At 46.1% G+C, this 18,154-nt stretch carries 16 protein-coding genes and 1 riboswitch; of the genes, 13 read left to right on the top strand and 3 right to left on the bottom strand.

The window, feature by feature from the left end; genetic code table 11:
• Positions 1-7: 7 nt before the first annotated feature.
• The gene (locus tag DW819_RS03070; protein ID WP_118732013.1) at positions 8-208 is read right to left on the bottom strand and encodes a DUF1858 domain-containing protein; all 201 of its coding nucleotides are present in this window, start codon (positions 206-208) and stop codon (positions 8-10) included.
• 287 nt (positions 209-495) lie between these two features.
• Here DW819_RS03070 and DW819_RS03065 point away from each other — a divergent pair, with 287 nt between their 5' ends.
• Complete coding sequence (locus tag DW819_RS03065) at positions 496-666, top strand: 4Fe-4S binding protein (protein ID WP_118720865.1); 171 nt, start codon at positions 496-498, stop codon at positions 664-666.
• A 146-nt stretch (positions 667-812) separates the two neighbouring features.
• Entirely contained in the window at positions 813-1,598 is a 786-nt protein-coding gene (locus tag DW819_RS03060; RefSeq protein ID WP_118732012.1) for a gamma-glutamyl-gamma-aminobutyrate hydrolase family protein, read from the top strand.
• On the opposite strand, the gene DW819_RS03055 is transcribed toward DW819_RS03060, so the two are convergent.
• The gene (locus tag DW819_RS03055) at positions 1,529-3,508 is read right to left on the bottom strand and encodes a LacI family DNA-binding transcriptional regulator (RefSeq protein WP_118732011.1); all 1,980 of its coding nucleotides are present in this window, start codon (positions 3,506-3,508) and stop codon (positions 1,529-1,531) included. The genes DW819_RS03060 and DW819_RS03055 overlap by 70 nt on opposite strands.
• Before the next feature lie 350 nt (positions 3,509-3,858).
• Here DW819_RS03055 and DW819_RS03050 point away from each other — a divergent pair, with 350 nt between their 5' ends.
• The 5 genes from DW819_RS03050 to DW819_RS03030 all read left to right on the top strand — a co-directional run bounded on the left by DW819_RS03050 (position 3,859) and on the right by DW819_RS03030 (position 9,988).
• Positions 3,859-4,884, top strand: a complete 1,026-nt coding sequence (locus DW819_RS03050) for a sugar ABC transporter substrate-binding protein (protein ID WP_118732010.1) — start codon at positions 3,859-3,861, stop codon at positions 4,882-4,884.
• A 125-nt stretch (positions 4,885-5,009) separates the two neighbouring features.
• Complete coding sequence (locus tag DW819_RS03045) at positions 5,010-6,518, top strand: sugar ABC transporter ATP-binding protein (protein ID WP_118732009.1); 1,509 nt, start codon at positions 5,010-5,012, stop codon at positions 6,516-6,518.
• A complete protein-coding gene (locus tag DW819_RS03040) occupies positions 6,515-7,504 on the top strand; it encodes an ABC transporter permease (RefSeq protein WP_118732008.1) in 990 nt (329 codons plus the stop codon). The genes DW819_RS03045 and DW819_RS03040 overlap by 4 nt, the downstream gene beginning before the upstream one ends.
• A 26-nt stretch (positions 7,505-7,530) precedes the next feature.
• On the top strand, positions 7,531-9,006 hold the full coding sequence (locus DW819_RS03035) for a glycoside hydrolase family 32 protein (RefSeq protein ID WP_118732007.1): 1,476 nt from the start codon (positions 7,531-7,533) through the stop codon (positions 9,004-9,006).
• A 19-nt stretch (positions 9,007-9,025) separates the two neighbouring features.
• The gene (locus DW819_RS03030; RefSeq protein ID WP_207665291.1) at positions 9,026-9,988 is read left to right on the top strand and encodes a carbohydrate kinase; all 963 of its coding nucleotides are present in this window, start codon (positions 9,026-9,028) and stop codon (positions 9,986-9,988) included.
• Between the two features lie 270 nt (positions 9,989-10,258).
• Here the strand turns inward: DW819_RS03030 and DW819_RS03025 are convergent, their stop codons facing one another.
• The gene (locus tag DW819_RS03025; protein ID WP_118732005.1) at positions 10,259-11,035 is read right to left on the bottom strand and encodes an adaptor protein MecA; all 777 of its coding nucleotides are present in this window, start codon (positions 11,033-11,035) and stop codon (positions 10,259-10,261) included.
• A 278-nt stretch (positions 11,036-11,313) separates the two neighbouring features.
• On the opposite strand from DW819_RS03025, the gene DW819_RS03020 reads away from it, so the two are divergent.
• From DW819_RS03020 to DW819_RS02995, 6 genes are all read left to right on the top strand, one after another.
• Positions 11,314-12,696 (top strand): serine/threonine-protein kinase, encoded by a 1,383-nt coding sequence (locus DW819_RS03020; RefSeq protein ID WP_182432549.1) that lies wholly within the window; start codon positions 11,314-11,316, stop codon positions 12,694-12,696.
• Complete coding sequence (locus DW819_RS03015; RefSeq protein WP_118732003.1) at positions 12,630-13,322, top strand: hypothetical protein; 693 nt, start codon at positions 12,630-12,632, stop codon at positions 13,320-13,322. Before DW819_RS03020 ends, DW819_RS03015 begins: the two co-directional genes overlap by 67 nt.
• Before the next feature lie 152 nt (positions 13,323-13,474).
• Positions 13,475-13,777, top strand: a complete 303-nt coding sequence (locus tag DW819_RS15895; RefSeq protein WP_243025524.1) for a hypothetical protein — start codon at positions 13,475-13,477, stop codon at positions 13,775-13,777.
• A 147-nt stretch (positions 13,778-13,924) separates the two neighbouring features.
• Positions 13,925-15,586, top strand: coding sequence for a glycosyl hydrolase family 18 protein (locus tag DW819_RS03005; protein ID WP_118732002.1), 1,662 nt, complete (start codon positions 13,925-13,927; stop codon positions 15,584-15,586).
• A 37-nt stretch (positions 15,587-15,623) separates the two neighbouring features.
• Positions 15,624-17,087 (top strand): metallophosphoesterase, encoded by a 1,464-nt coding sequence (locus DW819_RS03000; protein ID WP_118732001.1) that lies wholly within the window; start codon positions 15,624-15,626, stop codon positions 17,085-17,087.
• A gap of 99 nt (positions 17,088-17,186) precedes the next feature.
• Positions 17,187-17,951: an N-acetylmuramoyl-L-alanine amidase gene (locus tag DW819_RS02995; RefSeq protein ID WP_347560152.1), complete on the top strand. Its 765-nt coding sequence runs from the start codon at positions 17,187-17,189 to the stop codon at positions 17,949-17,951.
• 35 nt (positions 17,952-17,986) lie between these two features.
• Positions 17,987-18,106, top strand: a riboswitch (FMN riboswitch).
• Positions 18,107-18,154 lie beyond the last annotated feature (48 nt).

Raw genomic sequence — 18,154 nt, 5'->3', positions numbered from 1 at the left:
CCGCTCTTTATTTATCAGCCAGGATCTCATTGATGCCGTTTACCAGCGCATCACAATCAATACCATGAACCATGCATGCCTCTTCCAGAGACTCTCCCTGAGAAGACGGGCAACCCAGGCAATGCATACCTGCACGCATTAAAATCGGGGCGATCAGATCGCTCTTCTGAAGCAGCTCACCGATTAACATATCTTTACTGATCTGCATGTGAAATTCCTCCTTTTGGATATACTACATTACACTATAATACTTTTCACCAAAATACGCAAGTAATATTCATAAAACAGGAGACAGGATACATGCTGAAATTTTATTGAATATATACAATTCATAGTCTTTTTCTAGGAATTATTTTAAAATAGTTACCCAGAGCTAACTCAATATTGTACCTTATTTTGTTCAAAAGTGCAATATTTCCCTCTTGAATATTTTTAAAATATAGTATACAATGATGTCAGCGAAATGATTATAGAATATTTAAGGAGGATATTATCATGGCATATGTAATTTCTGATTCTTGTGTTAGTTGCGGTACCTGCGAGAGCGAGTGCCCGGTAAGCGCTATTTCCCAGGGAGACAGCCAGTACGTTATCGACGCTGATGCTTGCATCTCCTGCGGTACCTGTGCAGGTGTTTGCCCGACCGGCGCTATCAGCGAGGGTTAATTAAAACTCAAACCATCAAATGCCCCTTCTGTATTTGCGGTACAGAAGGGGCATTTTTTGTATGAGAGGAAATTGCGTCCTATCATACAAAAACGCTCCACGAGAATGTACCAAGGCACATTCTTTTTCCTGAAAGGAGATTTCCCATGGCAAAGAAAAAACCGTTGATTGCCCTTACTCCATACTTCAACATAGAACGTGATGAACCATATATGCGGCCAGCTTATTTAAAGGCTATTCGCGCGGCCGGAGGCATTCCGATGATCCTGCCTCTTGATCTGGAAGAAGAAGATCTCCAGCAGATTGTCGATACCTTTGATGGCTTTTTGTTTACCGGCGGTCCGGATATCCACCCTTTTTATTTTGGGGAGGAAACACAGGCGAACTGTGGAAATGTCTGCCTGCGGCGTGATCGTATGGAAATACTGCTATTAAAACTGGTAATGCAAACCGGAAAACCGGTCTTTGGTATCTGTCGCGGTATCCAGCTTTTGAATGTGGCTCTGGGTGGAGATATTTATCAGGATATTCCAAGCCAGTTCCCGCAGGATTTTCCGATTGCCCATGTCCAGCCCTTTGATTATGCGATTCCATCCCATAAAGTGGAGGTGCTGCCTGGAACACTTCTGGAACAGCTTACGGGCAGTAATACCTTAAATGTCAATAGCATGCATCACCAGGCATGCCGCAAACTTGCTCCGGGACTGGTGGCATGCGGCCATGCGTCCGGAAATCTGATTGAGGCAGTTGAAAAACCGGATTATCCCTTCTTTCTGGGAGTCCAGTGGCATCCGGAATATCTGTGGGAGCAGGATCCGGCTATCCGGCAGATTTTTGAAGCATTTGTAAAGGCAGCTCGCTTTTATCCCAACTCTTCCGGCAATGCCTCAAAGAAGATATCTTTCCAGGCGCGTTTCAACTGTTTTTCATGAACTACATAAGGCTGCACTCCAATATATTTTGGAACGTTATCACTGACCAGAGATTTAGCGACTGCAAGAGCGGCCGCTTTTCCCTGGTCATAGGGTCTCTGGGTGCTGAGCCCTTTTACAAAGCCTTTGTTCATTTCGTCCGCAATCTCGAAATCCAGATCCGTGGTAAAGACAGCAATATCCGTCCGGTTCAAAGCTTTTAAGGCCTTGATGGCAAGAAGGGCCGGTCTGTCCCAGCTTACATAAAGTGCCTGGATATCCGGATGTTCTGTGACCATTTCCAGACATACTTTGTAGGCATTTTCAATTTGGATGAAGCCTTTTCGGGCTATGATTTCAATGTTGGGATAGGATTCCCGCAATGTTTTTTCGGCATAGTTATCACGCTCAGTAGTGCCGTAAAACATGGCACCATGGATGATGAAACCGACTTTGGCATGGGCTTTATCCTTCAGATATTCGCCGATCATGCGTCCTGTATTGGTGCCGTTTTCCCGTTCGTTGACGGAGATACAGGAGACATAATCGTTGCGGTTGAAATTTTGCGGAACGTTGCTCAGAAAAACCAGACGTGTCATCCTGGATAATTCCTGAAAAGCAGGTCCGGTTTCAACATCATCACTGGGAATGGCGATCACCGCATCTGGATGCTGCATTTTGATGCTTTCAAGCTGCATGTTCTGGAGCACCGGGTCGAAATGAGCATCCATGGTAGAAATAATGTCTATGCCATATTGTTCCAATTCATCCCGGATGCCTTTCTGGTGAAGGGCCGCCCATGCGGTCCCCGTATAGTGAAATGAGACGGCAACCTGATAATGCCCCTTTTTCAAAAGCGCTTTTTCTTCTGCGGAGAGAGAAATGCTGTCCGGTGAAACTGCCTGCTCGCCCAGGGGACCGTTGTCGATCATACGGGTGGAGTCACGCAAAATCAGATGAACATCGGCATACCGGGCGAGAGGGGATGCGGGGAGATGGTTGATACGGTCGAATAGTGCCTGTGATGCCAGTTCTGCCATCTGGCGGATATCTCTGTGAATACAGGATAGCGGCGGCGCAGTCAATTCACACCAGAGCATATCATCAAATCCGATGATGGAAATGTCACGAGGACAATCTTTTCCCAGTTCCCGAAGTGCCTTGAGCAGGAACATAGTTAGCCGGTTGCCGCCGGTAACAATGGCTGTCGGTAGATATCGACTGATGCTTTTTTGAATGTTCAGGCTGATGAGATCGTAGGACTGATACAGACTTATCTCAGCGATGCAGGAGTTGCTCAGCGTCCGGTTAGCGCACAGCAGAGCTTTTTCGTACCCGGCAATTTTCTCCTGTTTAGCGAGGCTATCTGTTTTCTCCACAAGAAACAGTACGTTTTCGTGTCCGCTCTCAAAAAAGTAAGAAGTGGCGGATTGAAAGGCAGCATGATAATCAAATAAGATTCTGGGAGTAATATCATCATCAATATAACGCTCAACACAGATAAAGGGGATCTCTGATTCATAAAGAAACGAATAATCAGAGGGATTACTGCTGGTGGGCGAGAGGAAAATACCGATTGTTTTGGCACTGGAAACCAGATTTTTCAGTATACTATGTTCTTCTTCCAGATTGTCGTTGCTGACAGCAGTGTAAAACTGGTATCCCTGGCTAGTTGCGTAAGCCTGCAGCTGGTTGCAGAGATCACAGTAGAGAGCACTTTTTATGTTTGGAAGAACGGCAACAATCTGAGAACTGCGTCCGCTTCTGATTTTCTGTACTTTCTTTTTGATTTTTTCGGAATATCCACTTTCTTCAATAATAGCTTCGATTTTATCCACCAGTTCCGGACTGACATAGCGTGTATGGTTGATCACATGTGAAACCGTAGCAATCGAGACGCCGGCTTTGGCAGCGATTTCTTTAATCGTCATAAAATTTCCCTCCTGATAGTTTGCATATGATTTACAATCATTTTGGAATAGGATTAATTTTCTAGTAACTAGTATAGCACAAAATGAAAAATGAAACGATATCAAAATAAAAATTTACGTAAAAAATAAAAAGCAGGTGTAGAAATGCATAAATTCATATAAAAAAAGATAATTATATCGCTGAAAATAGTGCATTTTGACTGCAATGAGTTGACGAAAGGCACTTGAGAGGAGTAATATTTAGTTATCAGATAGGAGAGCTCCTTCAGAAGAAGAAAATTTTACGTAAAATCAAAATGAAACGAAAACATTTATTGTCAGAGTGATAGAAAAACAGGAGGATTAAATTCATGAAAAAAAGTCTTAGATTCACAGCAGCAGGTCTTTCCGTATGTATGATGGCAGCTTTGTTAGCAGGATGCGGTTCTTCCAGCAGTACGACAACCGAAGCGGCAGCGGATTCTGCAGCAGAAACAGAAGTAAAAGATGGAGAAGCTAAAAAGAGCGATTTATCCTTTGCATTCTGCACGAATACATTGAACAATACATTCCAGAGCTCTATCGATGCAAAACTCAGTGAACTGTGCAAGGAAAATGAAATTTCTTATACCTGCCTGGATCCGGATTACGATCTGAATAAGCAGCTGAGCCAGTTATCGGACTGTGCAAACAGCGGATATGATGCCGTATTTGTTATCCCGGTTGATTCCGCAGGTATTACTTCCGGATTAGCAGAGATTTCAGAAGCAGGCATTCCGATTTTCAATGTAGATACAGCTGTTATTGATGATGATATTGACCAGTTTGTAACACAGTTTGTTGGAACCAATGCATATATGGCTGGTCAGCTGGTTGGCGAGCAGATGACGAAGGATTATCCAGATGGAGCTAAAATTGCAGTTCTGGATTTCCCGTCCAATGAAAGCTGCGTAGACCGTGTAAATGGTTTCCTTGAGGGCTTAGGCGATCAGAAAGACAAATTTGACATTGTAGCACAGCAGGATGGCGGTGCTGCACTGGATCAGTCTATGGGACTGGCTGAGGATATTATCACAGCAAATCCGGATATGGAAGCATTCTTCTGTATCAATGACCCGTCTGCTCTGGGTGCAGCAGCAGCCATTAAAGCAGCGAACAAGACAGGAGAAATTGGTGTATATAGTATCGATGCATCTCCGGATGGAAAGCAGGCACTTCTGGATGGCGAATTTACAGCAGTTGCATGCCAGGTTCCGCTTCAGATTGCAGAATATGCCTTTGATGCAGCCGAGAAATATGTAGGCGGCAATACCGAGCTGGGTGAAAAGAAAGTATATCTGGATTCTCATCTGGTAGAGAAGGAAGAGGCTGAGAAGACTCTGAGCGATTGGCAGTAATATCCGGATGTTTCTGCAGGCGTTCTGGCCGGGAACAGTAGAAGCGGATTAGATAAAGTTATAAAAGAGGATAAATGCGGCGATGGTTTCATTGCCGCATTTCTAAAAGGAATACGGAGGGTTCTATGGGAAAAACAATTCTGGAAATGATAGATATAAAGAAAAGTTTTTCCGGGATCTATGCATTATCAGGGATTAATTTTTCCCTGGAAATGGGCGAGGTTCATGCGCTTTTAGGAGAGAATGGAGCGGGAAAATCGACGCTTATCAAGGTCCTTGGAGGAATTTATAAGCCGGACAGTGGAAAGATCAGAATCAATGGTCAGGATGTGGAGATAAATGGTGTTTCCGATGCGCAGGAAAAGGGAATCGGAATCATTCATCAGGAGATTGTGCTGGTGCCGTATCTGACAGTTGCACAGAATATTTTCCTGGGAAGAGAAATAAAGACAAAGTTTGGCACTGTGGATATGAAAGAAACAAACCGCAGAGCTGGAGAGATGCTGGCGAATCTGGGTGTGAATATTCAGCCGGATACACTGGTAGAGACATTGACCATTGCCCAGCAGCAGATGGTGGAAATTGTAAAAGCAGTTTCCTTTGATGGAAGAATTATCGTAATGGACGAACCGACTTCGTCGCTTTCCAACGATGAGGTGGAGCAGTTATTCGGCATTATTGAGAGATTAAAAGAGAAACAGGTAAGTATCATATATATTTCCCATCGTATGGAGGAATTATTCCGGATTTCGGATCGGGTTACCATCATCCGGGATGGCGCTTATGTGGGAACAAAGAAAACATCGGAAACAAACGCAAATGAATTGGTTGCGATGATGGTAGGACGCGAGCTTCAAAGCTTTTATGCAAGGGATTACAATGATTTGGAACAGGCAGAAACTGCACTGGAGGTAAAGAATCTGACCTGTGAAAGTGTATTTTCGGATATTAGTTTCCGGGTTAGAAAAGGAGAAATTCTTGGATTTGCAGGTCTGGTGGGAGCCGGACGAAGCGAGATCATGGAATGTATCTTTGGAGCCAGAAAATATCAGAGTGGCAGCGTCCTTTTAAAGGGGAAAGAGGTTCATTTTTCAACTCCGATTCAGGCAATCAAAGCAGGAGTCGGTCTGGTACCGGAGGACCGAAAAAAACAGGGTCTGGTACTGGGAAATACGGTTGGATTTAACCTGACATTAGCTTCTATTGATTCCTATATCAATGGGGTGGCAATCAGCAATCGAAAATGTCAGGAAGTGATTGATTATTATAAAGAGAAGCTTCGTATCAGGGCAGTGGCAAACCGGGTGGAGCTGGTGGAAGCGGGAAGCCTTTCCGGTGGAAATCAGCAGAAGATTGTTCTCGGAAAATGGCTGGCAATTAAACCGGATGTGCTTATTCTGGATGAACCGACCAGAGGCGTGGATGTAAATGCTAAATTTGAGATATATTCGGTTATCAATGAACTGGCAAAAGAAGGAATAGCAATCATTATGGTATCCAGTGAATTACCGGAAATCATCAATATGTGCGACAACGTATGTATTATTAAGGCCGGTAAGATGACAGGAATGCTCGGAAAAGATGAACTGGATCAGGAAAGAATTATGCAGTTTGCAGCGGGAGGCGAAGAATGATGAACGAAAAGAAACCTACAGCAGGCAATTCTATATTGTCTGTGTTTACAGGAAATACGGGAATTATTGGAGTACTTGTGATTTTGTGTGTGATTGTTGCGCTGGCAACGGATAAATTTCTGACACCCGGCAATATTATTTCCGTACTCAGACAGATTTCAATCAACACATACATTGCATTGGGAATGACCTTAATTATTATTCTTGGGCATATCGATCTGGCAGTAGGAGCGATCGTGGCGATGAGCGGTACCTTAACTGTTGGTTTCGTGGTAAACCAGGGAATGCCGATTGGTGTGGCAATTGCAGCCGGAGTTGCAATCGGAATCCTGGCGGGTCTGATTGATGGTGTAGTTGTATCGAAATTTCGGGTTCCGGCATTTATTATTACCATGGCAATGATGAATGTCTGCAATGGTATTGCCTATGTCTATTCAGGCGGACAGTCTACCCGTATTACAGATAAATTCTTTATTGCAATCGGTACCGGATATTTGTTTAACATCATTCCTCTTCCGGTAGTATATATGATTATTTTAATTGCAGTATTCAGTTTTCTGCTTTCAAAGACAAAATTTGGTACTTACGTATATGCGATTGGTGGAAATAGAGAGGCAGCACGTCTTTCGGGTGTTCCGATTAAAAAAGTAGAGATTATCGTATTTACACTTTCAGGAGCATTGGCTGCCTTTGCCGGTCTGGTGTTAGCGTCCAGAATGTATTCTGGACAGCCTTCAGTCGGAAGCGGCTATGAGATGGATGCGATCGCAGCCTGCGTATTGGGCGGAACATCCATGGCAGGCGGCCGCGGACGTATCAGCGGTACTGTTTTTGGCGCAATGGTAATTGGTATTATTTCCAATGGTTTGAACCTGATTGGTGTCAGCTCCTACTGGCAGCTGATTGTAAAAGGTCTGATCATTGCTTGCGCAGTTGTTCTGGATTCCCAAAAAGGAAATCTGGCACTCTTAAGAAAGAAGAAATAGTTTATTGATAGAGAAGGAGATCAGATATGGACTTTTTCAGAAAAATGTCATTTGCGGATTCCACCGGTGATGCGATTCCGTTTTATCATGAAGGTAAATATCATATTTTTTCGCTGACTTCCCCGCCGGGAACCACTGTATATCCGGCGAGACTGCGTACCACCTGGAGCCATTCGGTTTCAGAGGATCTGGTGCATTGGGAAGAGCTTCCGACGGCACTGTATCCGGGTGAGGGCGATGAGCCGGATGCTTCCGGTGTATGGACGGGTTCGGTTATCTACGGCGAAGGAAAGTATCATGCATTTTACACCGGCTATTGCCTGACAGCTGAGTATCAGCAGACCATTTGCCATGCCACCAGTGAAGATGGAATTACATGGACCAAGGATGCGGCAAATCCCGTGATTAAACCGATGATCCAGCTGTACGAAAAATTGGACTGGCGTGACCCCTATGTGTTTTATAACGAGGAAGATAAATGTTACTGGATCCTGATTTCAGCCAGAAGACTGGATATGCCGGTTACAAGAAGAGGCTGTATCGTGCTATATCGTTCGAAGGATCTGGTAAATTGGGAGTACTATGGTCCATTATATTCGGCAGGCAACACTAATTGCCCAGAGTGCAGTGAGATGTATAAAATAGGTGATACCTGGTATCTTTCCTACTCGCGTTTTTCCGAATTCGTGAATACCATCTATCGTACATCTAAGTCTCCATTTGGACCGTGGAAAAAAACGAAAAAGGATGGCATCGGAGGACGCCGCTTTTATGCAGCAAAATCTATGCAAGATGATAATGGACGCCGTTTCTATTTTGCCTGGGCGCATGATCGTGCAGAAAACAGTGACCGTGGTGAGTGGTACTGGGGCGGAACCTTCTGTATTCCTCATGAGGTAGTTGCGACGGAAGATGGTCAGTTGGATGTGAAGCTTCCGGAAGAATATGTAGTCTGCTTTAAGGAAAAGGTTGATTGGAATTATCTTCCGGTTATGGGAGAATATAAGCTCTATGGAGATACAACCGTTGAACTGGATGGTTGTGGAACAACTTCATATGGTTTTCTGGAACAGCCGGAAGAAAAGTTCCTGTTTACAGGTACGGTTATTCCAAAAGAGGCAAATGATTCCTTTGGCATTTTGTTAAAATCAGATCGGGAGGCAAGCGGATGCCTGTTTCTGGAGTTTGATGTGGCCATGCAGCGGGTATCGCTTCTGTCCTTGCCGATGGGAGTAGATCCGTTCTGGGAGCAGTCCTGTCAGGCAGTTCCGAAGGCAACCGAACCGGGACCGGATGGCATTCGGGTGGCTGAGAAGACCTTTGAGATTAAAGAAGGACAGACAATTGATGTGAAGATTTCGGTCGACCATGACATGGTTGAGGTATTTGTGGACGAGCAGGTGGCATTTACCTATCGTATTTTCCGGAAACCGGAGTATGAGATCGGTCTGCTGGCACAGGACGCAAAAGTAGAATTTGCCAATATTAAGATTCGAAAATAAAAGGCGGAGGATGATTCAGGTGAAAGCAAAGACGGATATCGCAGCTTTGGGTGAACTTTTGATTGATTTTACTCCGGCTGGAAACTCACAGCAGGGAATGCGCCTCTTTGAGCAGAATCCGGGAGGTGCACCGGCCAACATGCTGGCAGCCGCTGCTAAGTTTGGATTAAAAACAGCGTTTATCGGAAAAGTAGGCCGGGATATGCATGGTGATTTTCTGAAGGAAACCCTTGTGAAAGCTGGGATCAATACAGAAAATCTCATACAGGATGACAAGTATTTTACTACATTGGCCTTTGTTAGTCTGAAAGAAAATGGGGAGCGAGAGTTTTCATTTTCCCGAAAACCAGGAGCAGATACACAGCTTTGCATGAAAGAAATAGATAAGAGTATTTTGGAAAATACAAGAGTTTTTCATGTTGGTTCCCTGTCGCTGACCGATGATCCATCCCGGACGGCAACCTATGAAGCAGTCAATCTGGCAAAGAGCAGCGGTGCCCTTATCTCCTATGATCCAAATTATCGGGCGGCGCTGTGGAGCGATGTAGAGACAGCACAGCTTCGGATGCAGTCGGTGATTCCCTGTGTAGATATCATGAAGATATCAGATGAAGAGACAGCGCTTCTGACCCCTTATGAGGACCCGGAAGAAGCACTTAGATATCTGATTCGTCAGGGGGTTCGATTGGCAGCAGTTACCCTTGGCCGGGATGGTGCATTGATTGGAAATGCAAATGGAATTGTAAAGGCAGAAGGTTTTTCGTCTCAGGTGGTGGATACAACCGGTGCCGGAGATTCCTTCTGGGGCGGTTTTACTGCATCTTTTCTTCAGTCAGAAACAGAACCGGAACACCTGACCCGCGGACAGATGGTAGAATTTGGTCGTGTGGGAAATGCGGTGGCAAGCTTGTGCGTGGAACACCGTGGCGGTATCTCAGCAATTCCGGAGATGAAAGAGATTAAAGTGAGATTGGGAAAATAGAATAAAATTAAGAAGGGGCTGTCGCACTAAATGAAAATTAGTGTGGCAGCACTTTTTTAGAAAAAATTTAAGAGCTCGGCTTCGAAAAGTCGGGTTCTTGGTATAAAATTGATCTGTTTAAGCTAAAAGAAACAGCATGTAAGTATGCTCAAAATCAACAACGGATACGCAAAAGAGCTAAATCTAAACGTTTTTCCTTAAAAAAATGTGTTGCAGTAGCGATTTTTAAATCGTTACTGCAACACATTCGTTTCACAGAATGGTCCGAAATCAGATCAGTGCCAGTTTCTGCAATGCGTCTGCTCCAATGATGACTTCATAGTGCTCCTGATAGTGGGCTTCGCCTGCGACATCAATTCTGATTTTTTCACCATATTCTGCAAGCAGGTTGCAGACACGGCTGAAAGCGACCGGATCTGCAGACTGGCTGGAAAGAACCAGATAATACTGGCTGGTTCCCGGCTTTTTATAGAGCTTGCTCTGGACAGTGCCCAGAGTCTGTACAGCATTTGCGGCATCGGAAACCTGGTCCAGGCTGCTGAAGCGATAAACACGGGTCTGGATAGCGGAAACACCGTCTGCAGAATCTCCGTCAGTGGAAGTCTTGGGGGTCTGCAGTGCGGCAGTGTCGGAAGCGTCTGGAACAGCCGGTGCATTGGCTGCCAGCATGTTCTGCTTAAATAGTTCCATGAGCCCGTCTGCCCCCTCTAACAGTTCATTTGCAAGACCACCCCAGAGATTTTCTGCCCCATCCTCGGAAAGAGGGGAGAATTTGGAAAAGCGGGTGTCCAGCTCCTCAGGATCCTCTATCTTGGTGATGACAAGCATCACGCTTTCACCGGACAGTGGAATGGCTTCCACCATCAGGGGGATATCTTCAGCATCAAAGCCAACTTCATTGGAGGCCTTTTGAATCATTTCACGAAACAGGCCGCGAGCCTTCTCACTTCCATAAGCAAGCTCACCCAGATTTAAGTTACGGGAACTGAGGTCAAGACTGGTCAGTGTGCATCGGATCTGGTTTTCATTGATTCGTTCAATCTTCATAAGATCACTCCTTTCAATCTGAAATATAGGGAAACAGAAAAAAGAATCTAATTTCCTACTTTAATTATAGTATATGATACGGGGGAATATCAATTCCTATGTGAAAATTTTAGGAAATGTTAAGAAAAGAGGACAAAAAACGGTCTGGCGAATTTTGTCGAACCTTGATGGTTGATTGTCTTGCCATATTTCGTTATTCGAATTAAAATGAAATCACAGAGACGAGAGATGAGAAGGAGGTGTAAAAAGCGGACACCATTTTATTCGGAAAGTACCGGTTGTGCCGGGTACTGGGCTGCGGCAGGAGCGGTACCGTATTTTTGGCAAAACATATGGAACTGGACGAATATCGTGCCATCAAGCGGGTGCCAAAGACCTTTGTCGATTATGAACTGTTTAGAAAAGAAGCGCTGATACTGAAGGGGATTCGCGACCAGGGCATTCCAATCGTATATGACCTGGCGGAAGATGATCAGTACAGCTACCTGATTGAAGAGTATCTCGAAGGAGATTCTTTATATGCCCTGGTTTCAGAGTCAGGGCATTGTTCATCGGTGATGACGATCCATTATGGGATTCAGATTTGCCATCTGGTACATATCATGCATTCAACAATGCCTACCCCTGTTTTATATCTTGATTTACAACCCAAAAATCTTTTACTTTATAACAACACAATCAAGTTGATCGATTTTGATCATGCAGTTTATGCGGACGAAGTGGAGCGCATGGAAGAACGTTACGGGACTATTGGCTGTGCGGCGCCGGAGCAGTATTCGGGAGATGTTTTAGATGGAAGAACAGATATCTATGCCATTGGTGCTGTCCTCTATTACATGCTGACTGGACATTTCCCTGGAGAAATGATCCGGCCGGAACAGGTGAAATTATCAGGTGTGACCGAACGCCGCCTGATGCGCGTGATCCGTAAATGCCTGCATACAGAAAAGAGCAGACGGTATCAGTCAGCTCTGGACCTGGAGCAGGAACTACAAAAACTTTGGGACCAATCGGACTGCACAGCATACCGGTATGGTGCGAGGAGGATGGAAGAGTCTCTGGTGATTACCGTAGCGGGAAGTCGTCATGGCGTGGGAACGACCCACATTGCTATGGGACTGACCGCATATTTACAAAAGTGCGGGATGTCAGTAGTTTATGAAGAACTCAATGAATCTGGTGCGGTGCGTCAGCTGGCAGAAAGCAGAAAAAGTCAGGCAGATATATATGGGATATTTCATATCCGGAATATCCCTATGCTTCCGCGTTATGGTGAGGCTGTGAAATTAATGCCTGCCGGATATCAGATAAGGATCCTGGACTGCGGAGCGGATTTGGATCTGGTGCAGCAGGTGGATGCAGACGGCTATCTGCTTGTGTGCGGAGGCAAACCATGGGAGTGGGAAGACTCCGAGACGGCAGTGCAGCTTGGCAGATCGGTACAGGGACTGACTGTGATTTATAATCAGTTTTGTGCCAGACTGTCTTTTTATCAGAAGCAGCGGTATGCAGGCGGACTACGGATGCCGTATTTTGCGGATCCGTTTTGGGGCAGCCGGGCATCAGACCGAGTGTACCGGGCCATCTGGAATCAATGGTTTGGGCAGAAGGGAGGAATCGTACGAAGTTTGTTTTTGGAAAGAATAAAACGGTTCTGGTAACGCTGCCGGGAACCGGAATCCGGACAATTGGTGTGATGGGCTGCGGGCGTGGTGTAGGGACCAGCCATCTGGCAGTTGCGCTGGCAAATTATCTGACAGGCGTAAAACGTAAGAAGACAGCATTGCTGGAATGGAACAGTCATGATGATTTTCAGATATTGGAGCGGTTTGCCGGAAAAAATGGCAGGAGAGAGGCAGCGGGACAGAAGAAGACGGAGCGGAGTCGAAATAAAAGCGACAGGTTTCGCATTATGGAAGTGGATTATTACAAAATGGCGGATCCGGCCGTACTGTCCCATTGCCTGAGCCGTGATTATCATTACATCATCATGGATTATGGAGAAGCAACGGAGAAAAACCTGTACGAATGTGCACACTGTGACAGGAAAATTCTGGTGGGCTCTCTGAGCGAGTGGAAAGTGGAAGCATTTCTGGAAATTTTGGAGCAGACAGAGCGAAGAGATAAGAGCTGGAGAATGGCCGTCGTTGCGGGCGGAGAAGATACCAGAAAGGAGATAGAATCGATGTTTCGCTGCCGGCTTCAAAGAATTCCGGCTTCAGTAGATGCATTCCGCATTACACAGGAGGAAATTCTATGTTTTGAGACGCTGCTGTTTGCAAAATAACGGAGCGGATCAGCAAAACGGTTACTGTACAGTAAGAATTTACAAAGCAAAAACGAAGAAAGCGGACAGCTTTGCGGCAGCAGTATTTAGTGGGAATAATGTGTCACGACAATACCTTCTAAGCGGCGGAGCTGTCAGCAATAGGGGGCCATATGTTAACAAATGTATCGGGAGTGTATGAAAACAACAAAGGCAGCCAGATTTATGTGGAAGGTTTAAAGCGGTATCAGAAACGGGGAATTCGTGTGTTGATCGATGGAAAAGATGCCTGTGAAGAAACGTGGGGAAAACTGTTTGAGGTTCGCGAGGATGGAAGCTTTTATATGGGCGACTATATTCTGGAGGACATTCCACAGGAAAATACGGCTAAAGGGGAGGTGAATGAAGAAGAGGAAGATTATATGAAAGCCAAACGGTTAAAAGAAATCCATTTTGATATCGTGTATCACCAGTAACAGCGAAAATTTCTGATCAGAAAAGAGAATCCCCGATTCAGCCCGGGTAAAGAGAAAGATCAGGAAAATTTAAGAGAAGCCGTATCGGATCTGTGGTATAATATGACTCAGATGTGAGATAAGAATACCGGTAAGGAGATACGGCGGATGAAAAGATTTCTGGCAACAGTACTGACAGTGATATTGACGATCATGCTTGTCGTGGGAGCGGCAGCAGGATTTATCTTATACCGCAAGTACAAACCGTCAAAAGAGCATGTGGATCAGAAGGAATGGTATCAGGCCAGCGGGGATGAGACGGCTGTCTTTTTTAACAGTGAACGGGTAGAAGGAGTTCAGGGACGTTATATAGACGGACAGACCTATCTGCCGCTTGACTGGGTAAATAAGGCGGTGAATGAGAAATTTTACTGGGATGAAGAAAACAGCCAGCTGATCTATACACTGCCAGATCAGATTGTATACGCGAATGCGGAAACTGTGGGAAACAGCGGAAAGCCGCTGCTGGAGCAGCAGGATGGGACGGTATGGCTGCTCACCAGTCTGGTGACTGCGTACACGAATGTGCGGATCGAAACATTTGACACGGACAGTGTGCGGCGTGTGTTTGTAGATACCTCATGGGATCCGCAGCAGCTGGCAGATGTGAAGAAGAACAGTGCCCTCCGGGTGCGGGGCGGTGTGAAAAGTGCAGTCATTACAGAGGTGCCGGCTGATTCAGAAGTGATCGTTCTGGAACAGCTGGAAAACTGGAGCCGGGTGCGTACAGAGGATGGACAGGTAGGTTATCTTCCGAACCGCCGTCTGAAGGAAATGGAGCAGCGGACACTGGTCAGCACGTTTGCAGAACCGGAATATACCAGTATTTCCATGGATGAGCCGGTGGTTCTGGTATGGCATCAGGTAACCAATCTTTCTGCCAATCAGGCGATGAAAACTCTTATGGACAATACCAAGGGAGTAAATGTTATTGCGCCTACCTGGTTTATGCTGACGGATAATAACGGTAACTACGAATCTCTGGCAGACCGGAATTATGTGGATCAGGCACATGCCATGGGTGTTCAGGTATGGGCCGTGCTGGATAATTTCAATAAGGGAGACGAGGTGCAGTCGGAAATCCTGTTTGCCAGCACGGCAGCCAGAAAAAAACTGATCACTTCCCTGATGCAGGATGCAAAGACCTATGGAGTCGACGGTATTAATCTGGATATAGAAGGAATCAAAGCATCAGCCGGTCCGCATTATGTGCAGTTTATCCGGGAATTATCCGTGGATTGCCGGAAGGAAGGGCTTGTTCTTTCTATCGATTCCTATGTGCCGGCGTCATACTCTGCATTTTATAACTGGGCAGAGCAGGGCCGTGTTGCCGATTATGTGGTGATGATGGGCTACGATGAACATTATGCTGGTGGAGAAGCCGGTTCGGTTGCTTCCATTGGTTACGAGCGGCAGGGAATCGCCGATTTGTTAAAGCAGGTTCCGAAGGAAAAAATCATCAGCGCAATTCCGTTTTACACACGAATCTGGAAAGAAGATGCTTCCGGAACCAGTTCTCAGGCAGTAGGCATATCCGGTGCCAAAGCGTGGGTGGAGACGAACCAGGTAGAGCTGTACTGGCAGGACGATCTTGGCCAGTATTACGGAGAATTGGAGAAAGATGGCGTAAACTACGAAATCTGGATGGAAGAGGAACGATCTCTGGCATTGAAAATGCAGCTGATCCGGGACAACGGTCTGGCGGGTGTGGCCTGCTGGCGGCTTGGGATGGAATCGGCAGAAATCTGGGATACCGTGAAGCTTCCGTGATGATCGATGGCGGGATGGTTTGGAAAGGGTGAGGAATATGAAAAAGGATTTTGATGGCAGAAGGCAGACGCTTTCTGCCATTCTGCCTGTTTTGGCAGCAGCGGTGGTGCTCGTTGGCTGCGGACATCAGAAGAGTGATCCGGCAGATGCTACGGCAATTTCACAGGAAAGCCAGACGGAATCGGAGACGCAGCAGGAAGCGGTCAGTACAGAGACTGAGGAAGACAAAACAGCGGATAGCAGTACAGAGACTGAGGAAGAGCAAACAACTGACAGCAGTACGGATGCAGAATGGATAGAAAATATCATGCTGGCGACTGATATCCATTATTTTTCAGATTCACTGACCGATGGCGGACCTCGCTTTCAGGAGATGGTGGAGTATGGGGATGGTAAGATAGTCACTTACATTGATCAGATTACGGATGCGTTTCTGGATGAAGTAGTAAAGCAGCATCCGGATGCTCTGGTGTTAAGCGGGGATCTGACGCTCAATGGGGAGAAATCCAGCCATAAAGATCTGGCAGAAAAACTCCACCGGGTGGAGAATCATGGAATTCCGGTACTGGTGATTCCCGGCAATCACGATATCAACAATCATCAGGCAGCACGCTATAAGGGAGAAGAACGGCTTCCTGCAGAATATACGACTCCGGCGGAATTCCGTCAGATTTACCGGGCGTTTGGCTATGATGAAGCGGCGAGTGAGGATCCAAACAGTTTAAGCTATCTGTATGAACTGGATGAAAATACCTGGCTTCTGATGATTGACAGCTGCCAGTATAGTCCGGTAAACAAGGTGGGCGGAGCTATCTCTGAGGCAACCTATGAGTGGGTGGAACAGCAGCTGGAAGCTGCCTGGGATGCGGGGGTGGAAATTATCCCTGTTGCCCATCACAATCTGCTGGATGAGAGCGAAATCTATGTGGATGAATGCACGATTGAGCATAGCGAGCAGTTTATAGATCTTCTGGAAACCTGGGATGTACCATTGTTTCTGAGCGGACATCTGCATGTGCAGCACTGCAAACGCTCGGAGGATAATCGGGGAATCTGGGAGATGGTGACGGCTTCACTGGCAACACCGTCCTGCAAGTATGCCATCCTGACTTACCGGGATGATCGAAGCTTTCTGTACCGGACTCAATCGCTGGATGTAGAGGCCTGGGCGAAGAAGAACCAGTGCACAGAAGAAGATCTCCTGAATTTCAAACAGTTCCAGACCCCGTTTCTGAGACGTGTTTTTTATAATCAGGCAATTGCGTCCCTGAATGAGGTGCCGGAACTTACGGACAGCGAACGTGAACAGATGGCACAGCTGTATTCGTTGCTGAAATTCCATTATTATCAAGGAACGGCGTATCAGGTGCAGGAGCCTGTGCGGAATGATCCAGCATATGAGCTCTGGCAGGAAGATGGTATGGCAACGCAGCAGGGTGAATATTTCCGGTATATTCTGGAAGATGGTAAGAGAGATTATAATCGTCTGGAGGTTAACTAGACCTTGCTGGCTGATATTTCCCGATGAAGGAAAGACTATGTTTTTTTCACGGCTCTGAATCATATATTTTACAGGAAAAGTGAAAATGGAGCGGGTAAGGTGAGCAAAGATGGATGGATCGGGAGCGAACAGCCGGAAAAGAATGAAAGCCGGGAGGAGCAGCGCCGGAGAATGCCGGAATTTATGATGGCAGTTATGCTTTTGATAGCGGTATTTCTGGTGTCACGGCAGGCAGGACTGATGGTGTCCGGCCAGGCAGTGGCAGTAGGGGCGCGTCGTCCGGTTGTGGTGCTGGACAGTGGTCATGGTGGAAATGATCCTGGAAAGATCGGCGTGGACGGAAGTCTGGAAAAGGAGATCAATCTGCAGATCGCACGTCGCCTGAAAACCTATCTGGAGGCTTCGGATGTAACGGTGGTCATGACCAGGGAGGATGACCGTGGGCTTTACGAAGAAACAGACAGCAGCAAAAAAATGGCAGATATGAAGAACCGGTGCGGAAAAATTGCGGAGGCAGAGCCAGATCTGGTGGTGAGCATTCATCAAAACAGCTACCACCAGGAGTCTGTATCCGGTGGACAGGTTTTTTATTACAAAACATCCGAAAGAGGAAAGCGCCTTGCAGAGATTCTGCAGAGGCGCTTTGATTATGTTTTGGGCGAGAAGAATACCCGCCTGGCAAAGCCGAACGGAAGCTATTACCTTCTTCTGCATGTAAAGCAGCCGATCGTGATTGTGGAATGCGGTTTTTTGTCGAACTGGAAAGAGGCTGCAAATCTGAATTCCGGAGAGTACCAGGACCGGCTGGCCTGGACGATCCATGTGGGAATTATGGAGTTTCTGAATCAGAAGAAATCCTCTTGATTTTTATGGAAAACTGTACTATAGTTAAGGCACGATAAGTTCTTCGGGGCGGGGTGAGATTCCCCACCGGCGGTTACAGTCCGCGACCTGCGTAAAGCAGCTGATTTGGTGAGATTCCAAAACCGACAGTATAGTCTGGATGAGAGAAGAGATTGTGTGAAGGCTTTTAACTTATGGTTTGTAAAAGCAGCATGAATGATCTG

This window comes from Clostridium sp. AM33-3 (genome assembly GCF_003480315.1).
Classification (GTDB): Bacteria; Bacillota; Clostridia; order Lachnospirales; family Lachnospiraceae; genus Brotaphodocola.
The sequence above is the reverse complement of the archived record's forward strand: the minus strand, read 5'-3'. Positions and strand labels throughout refer to the sequence as shown.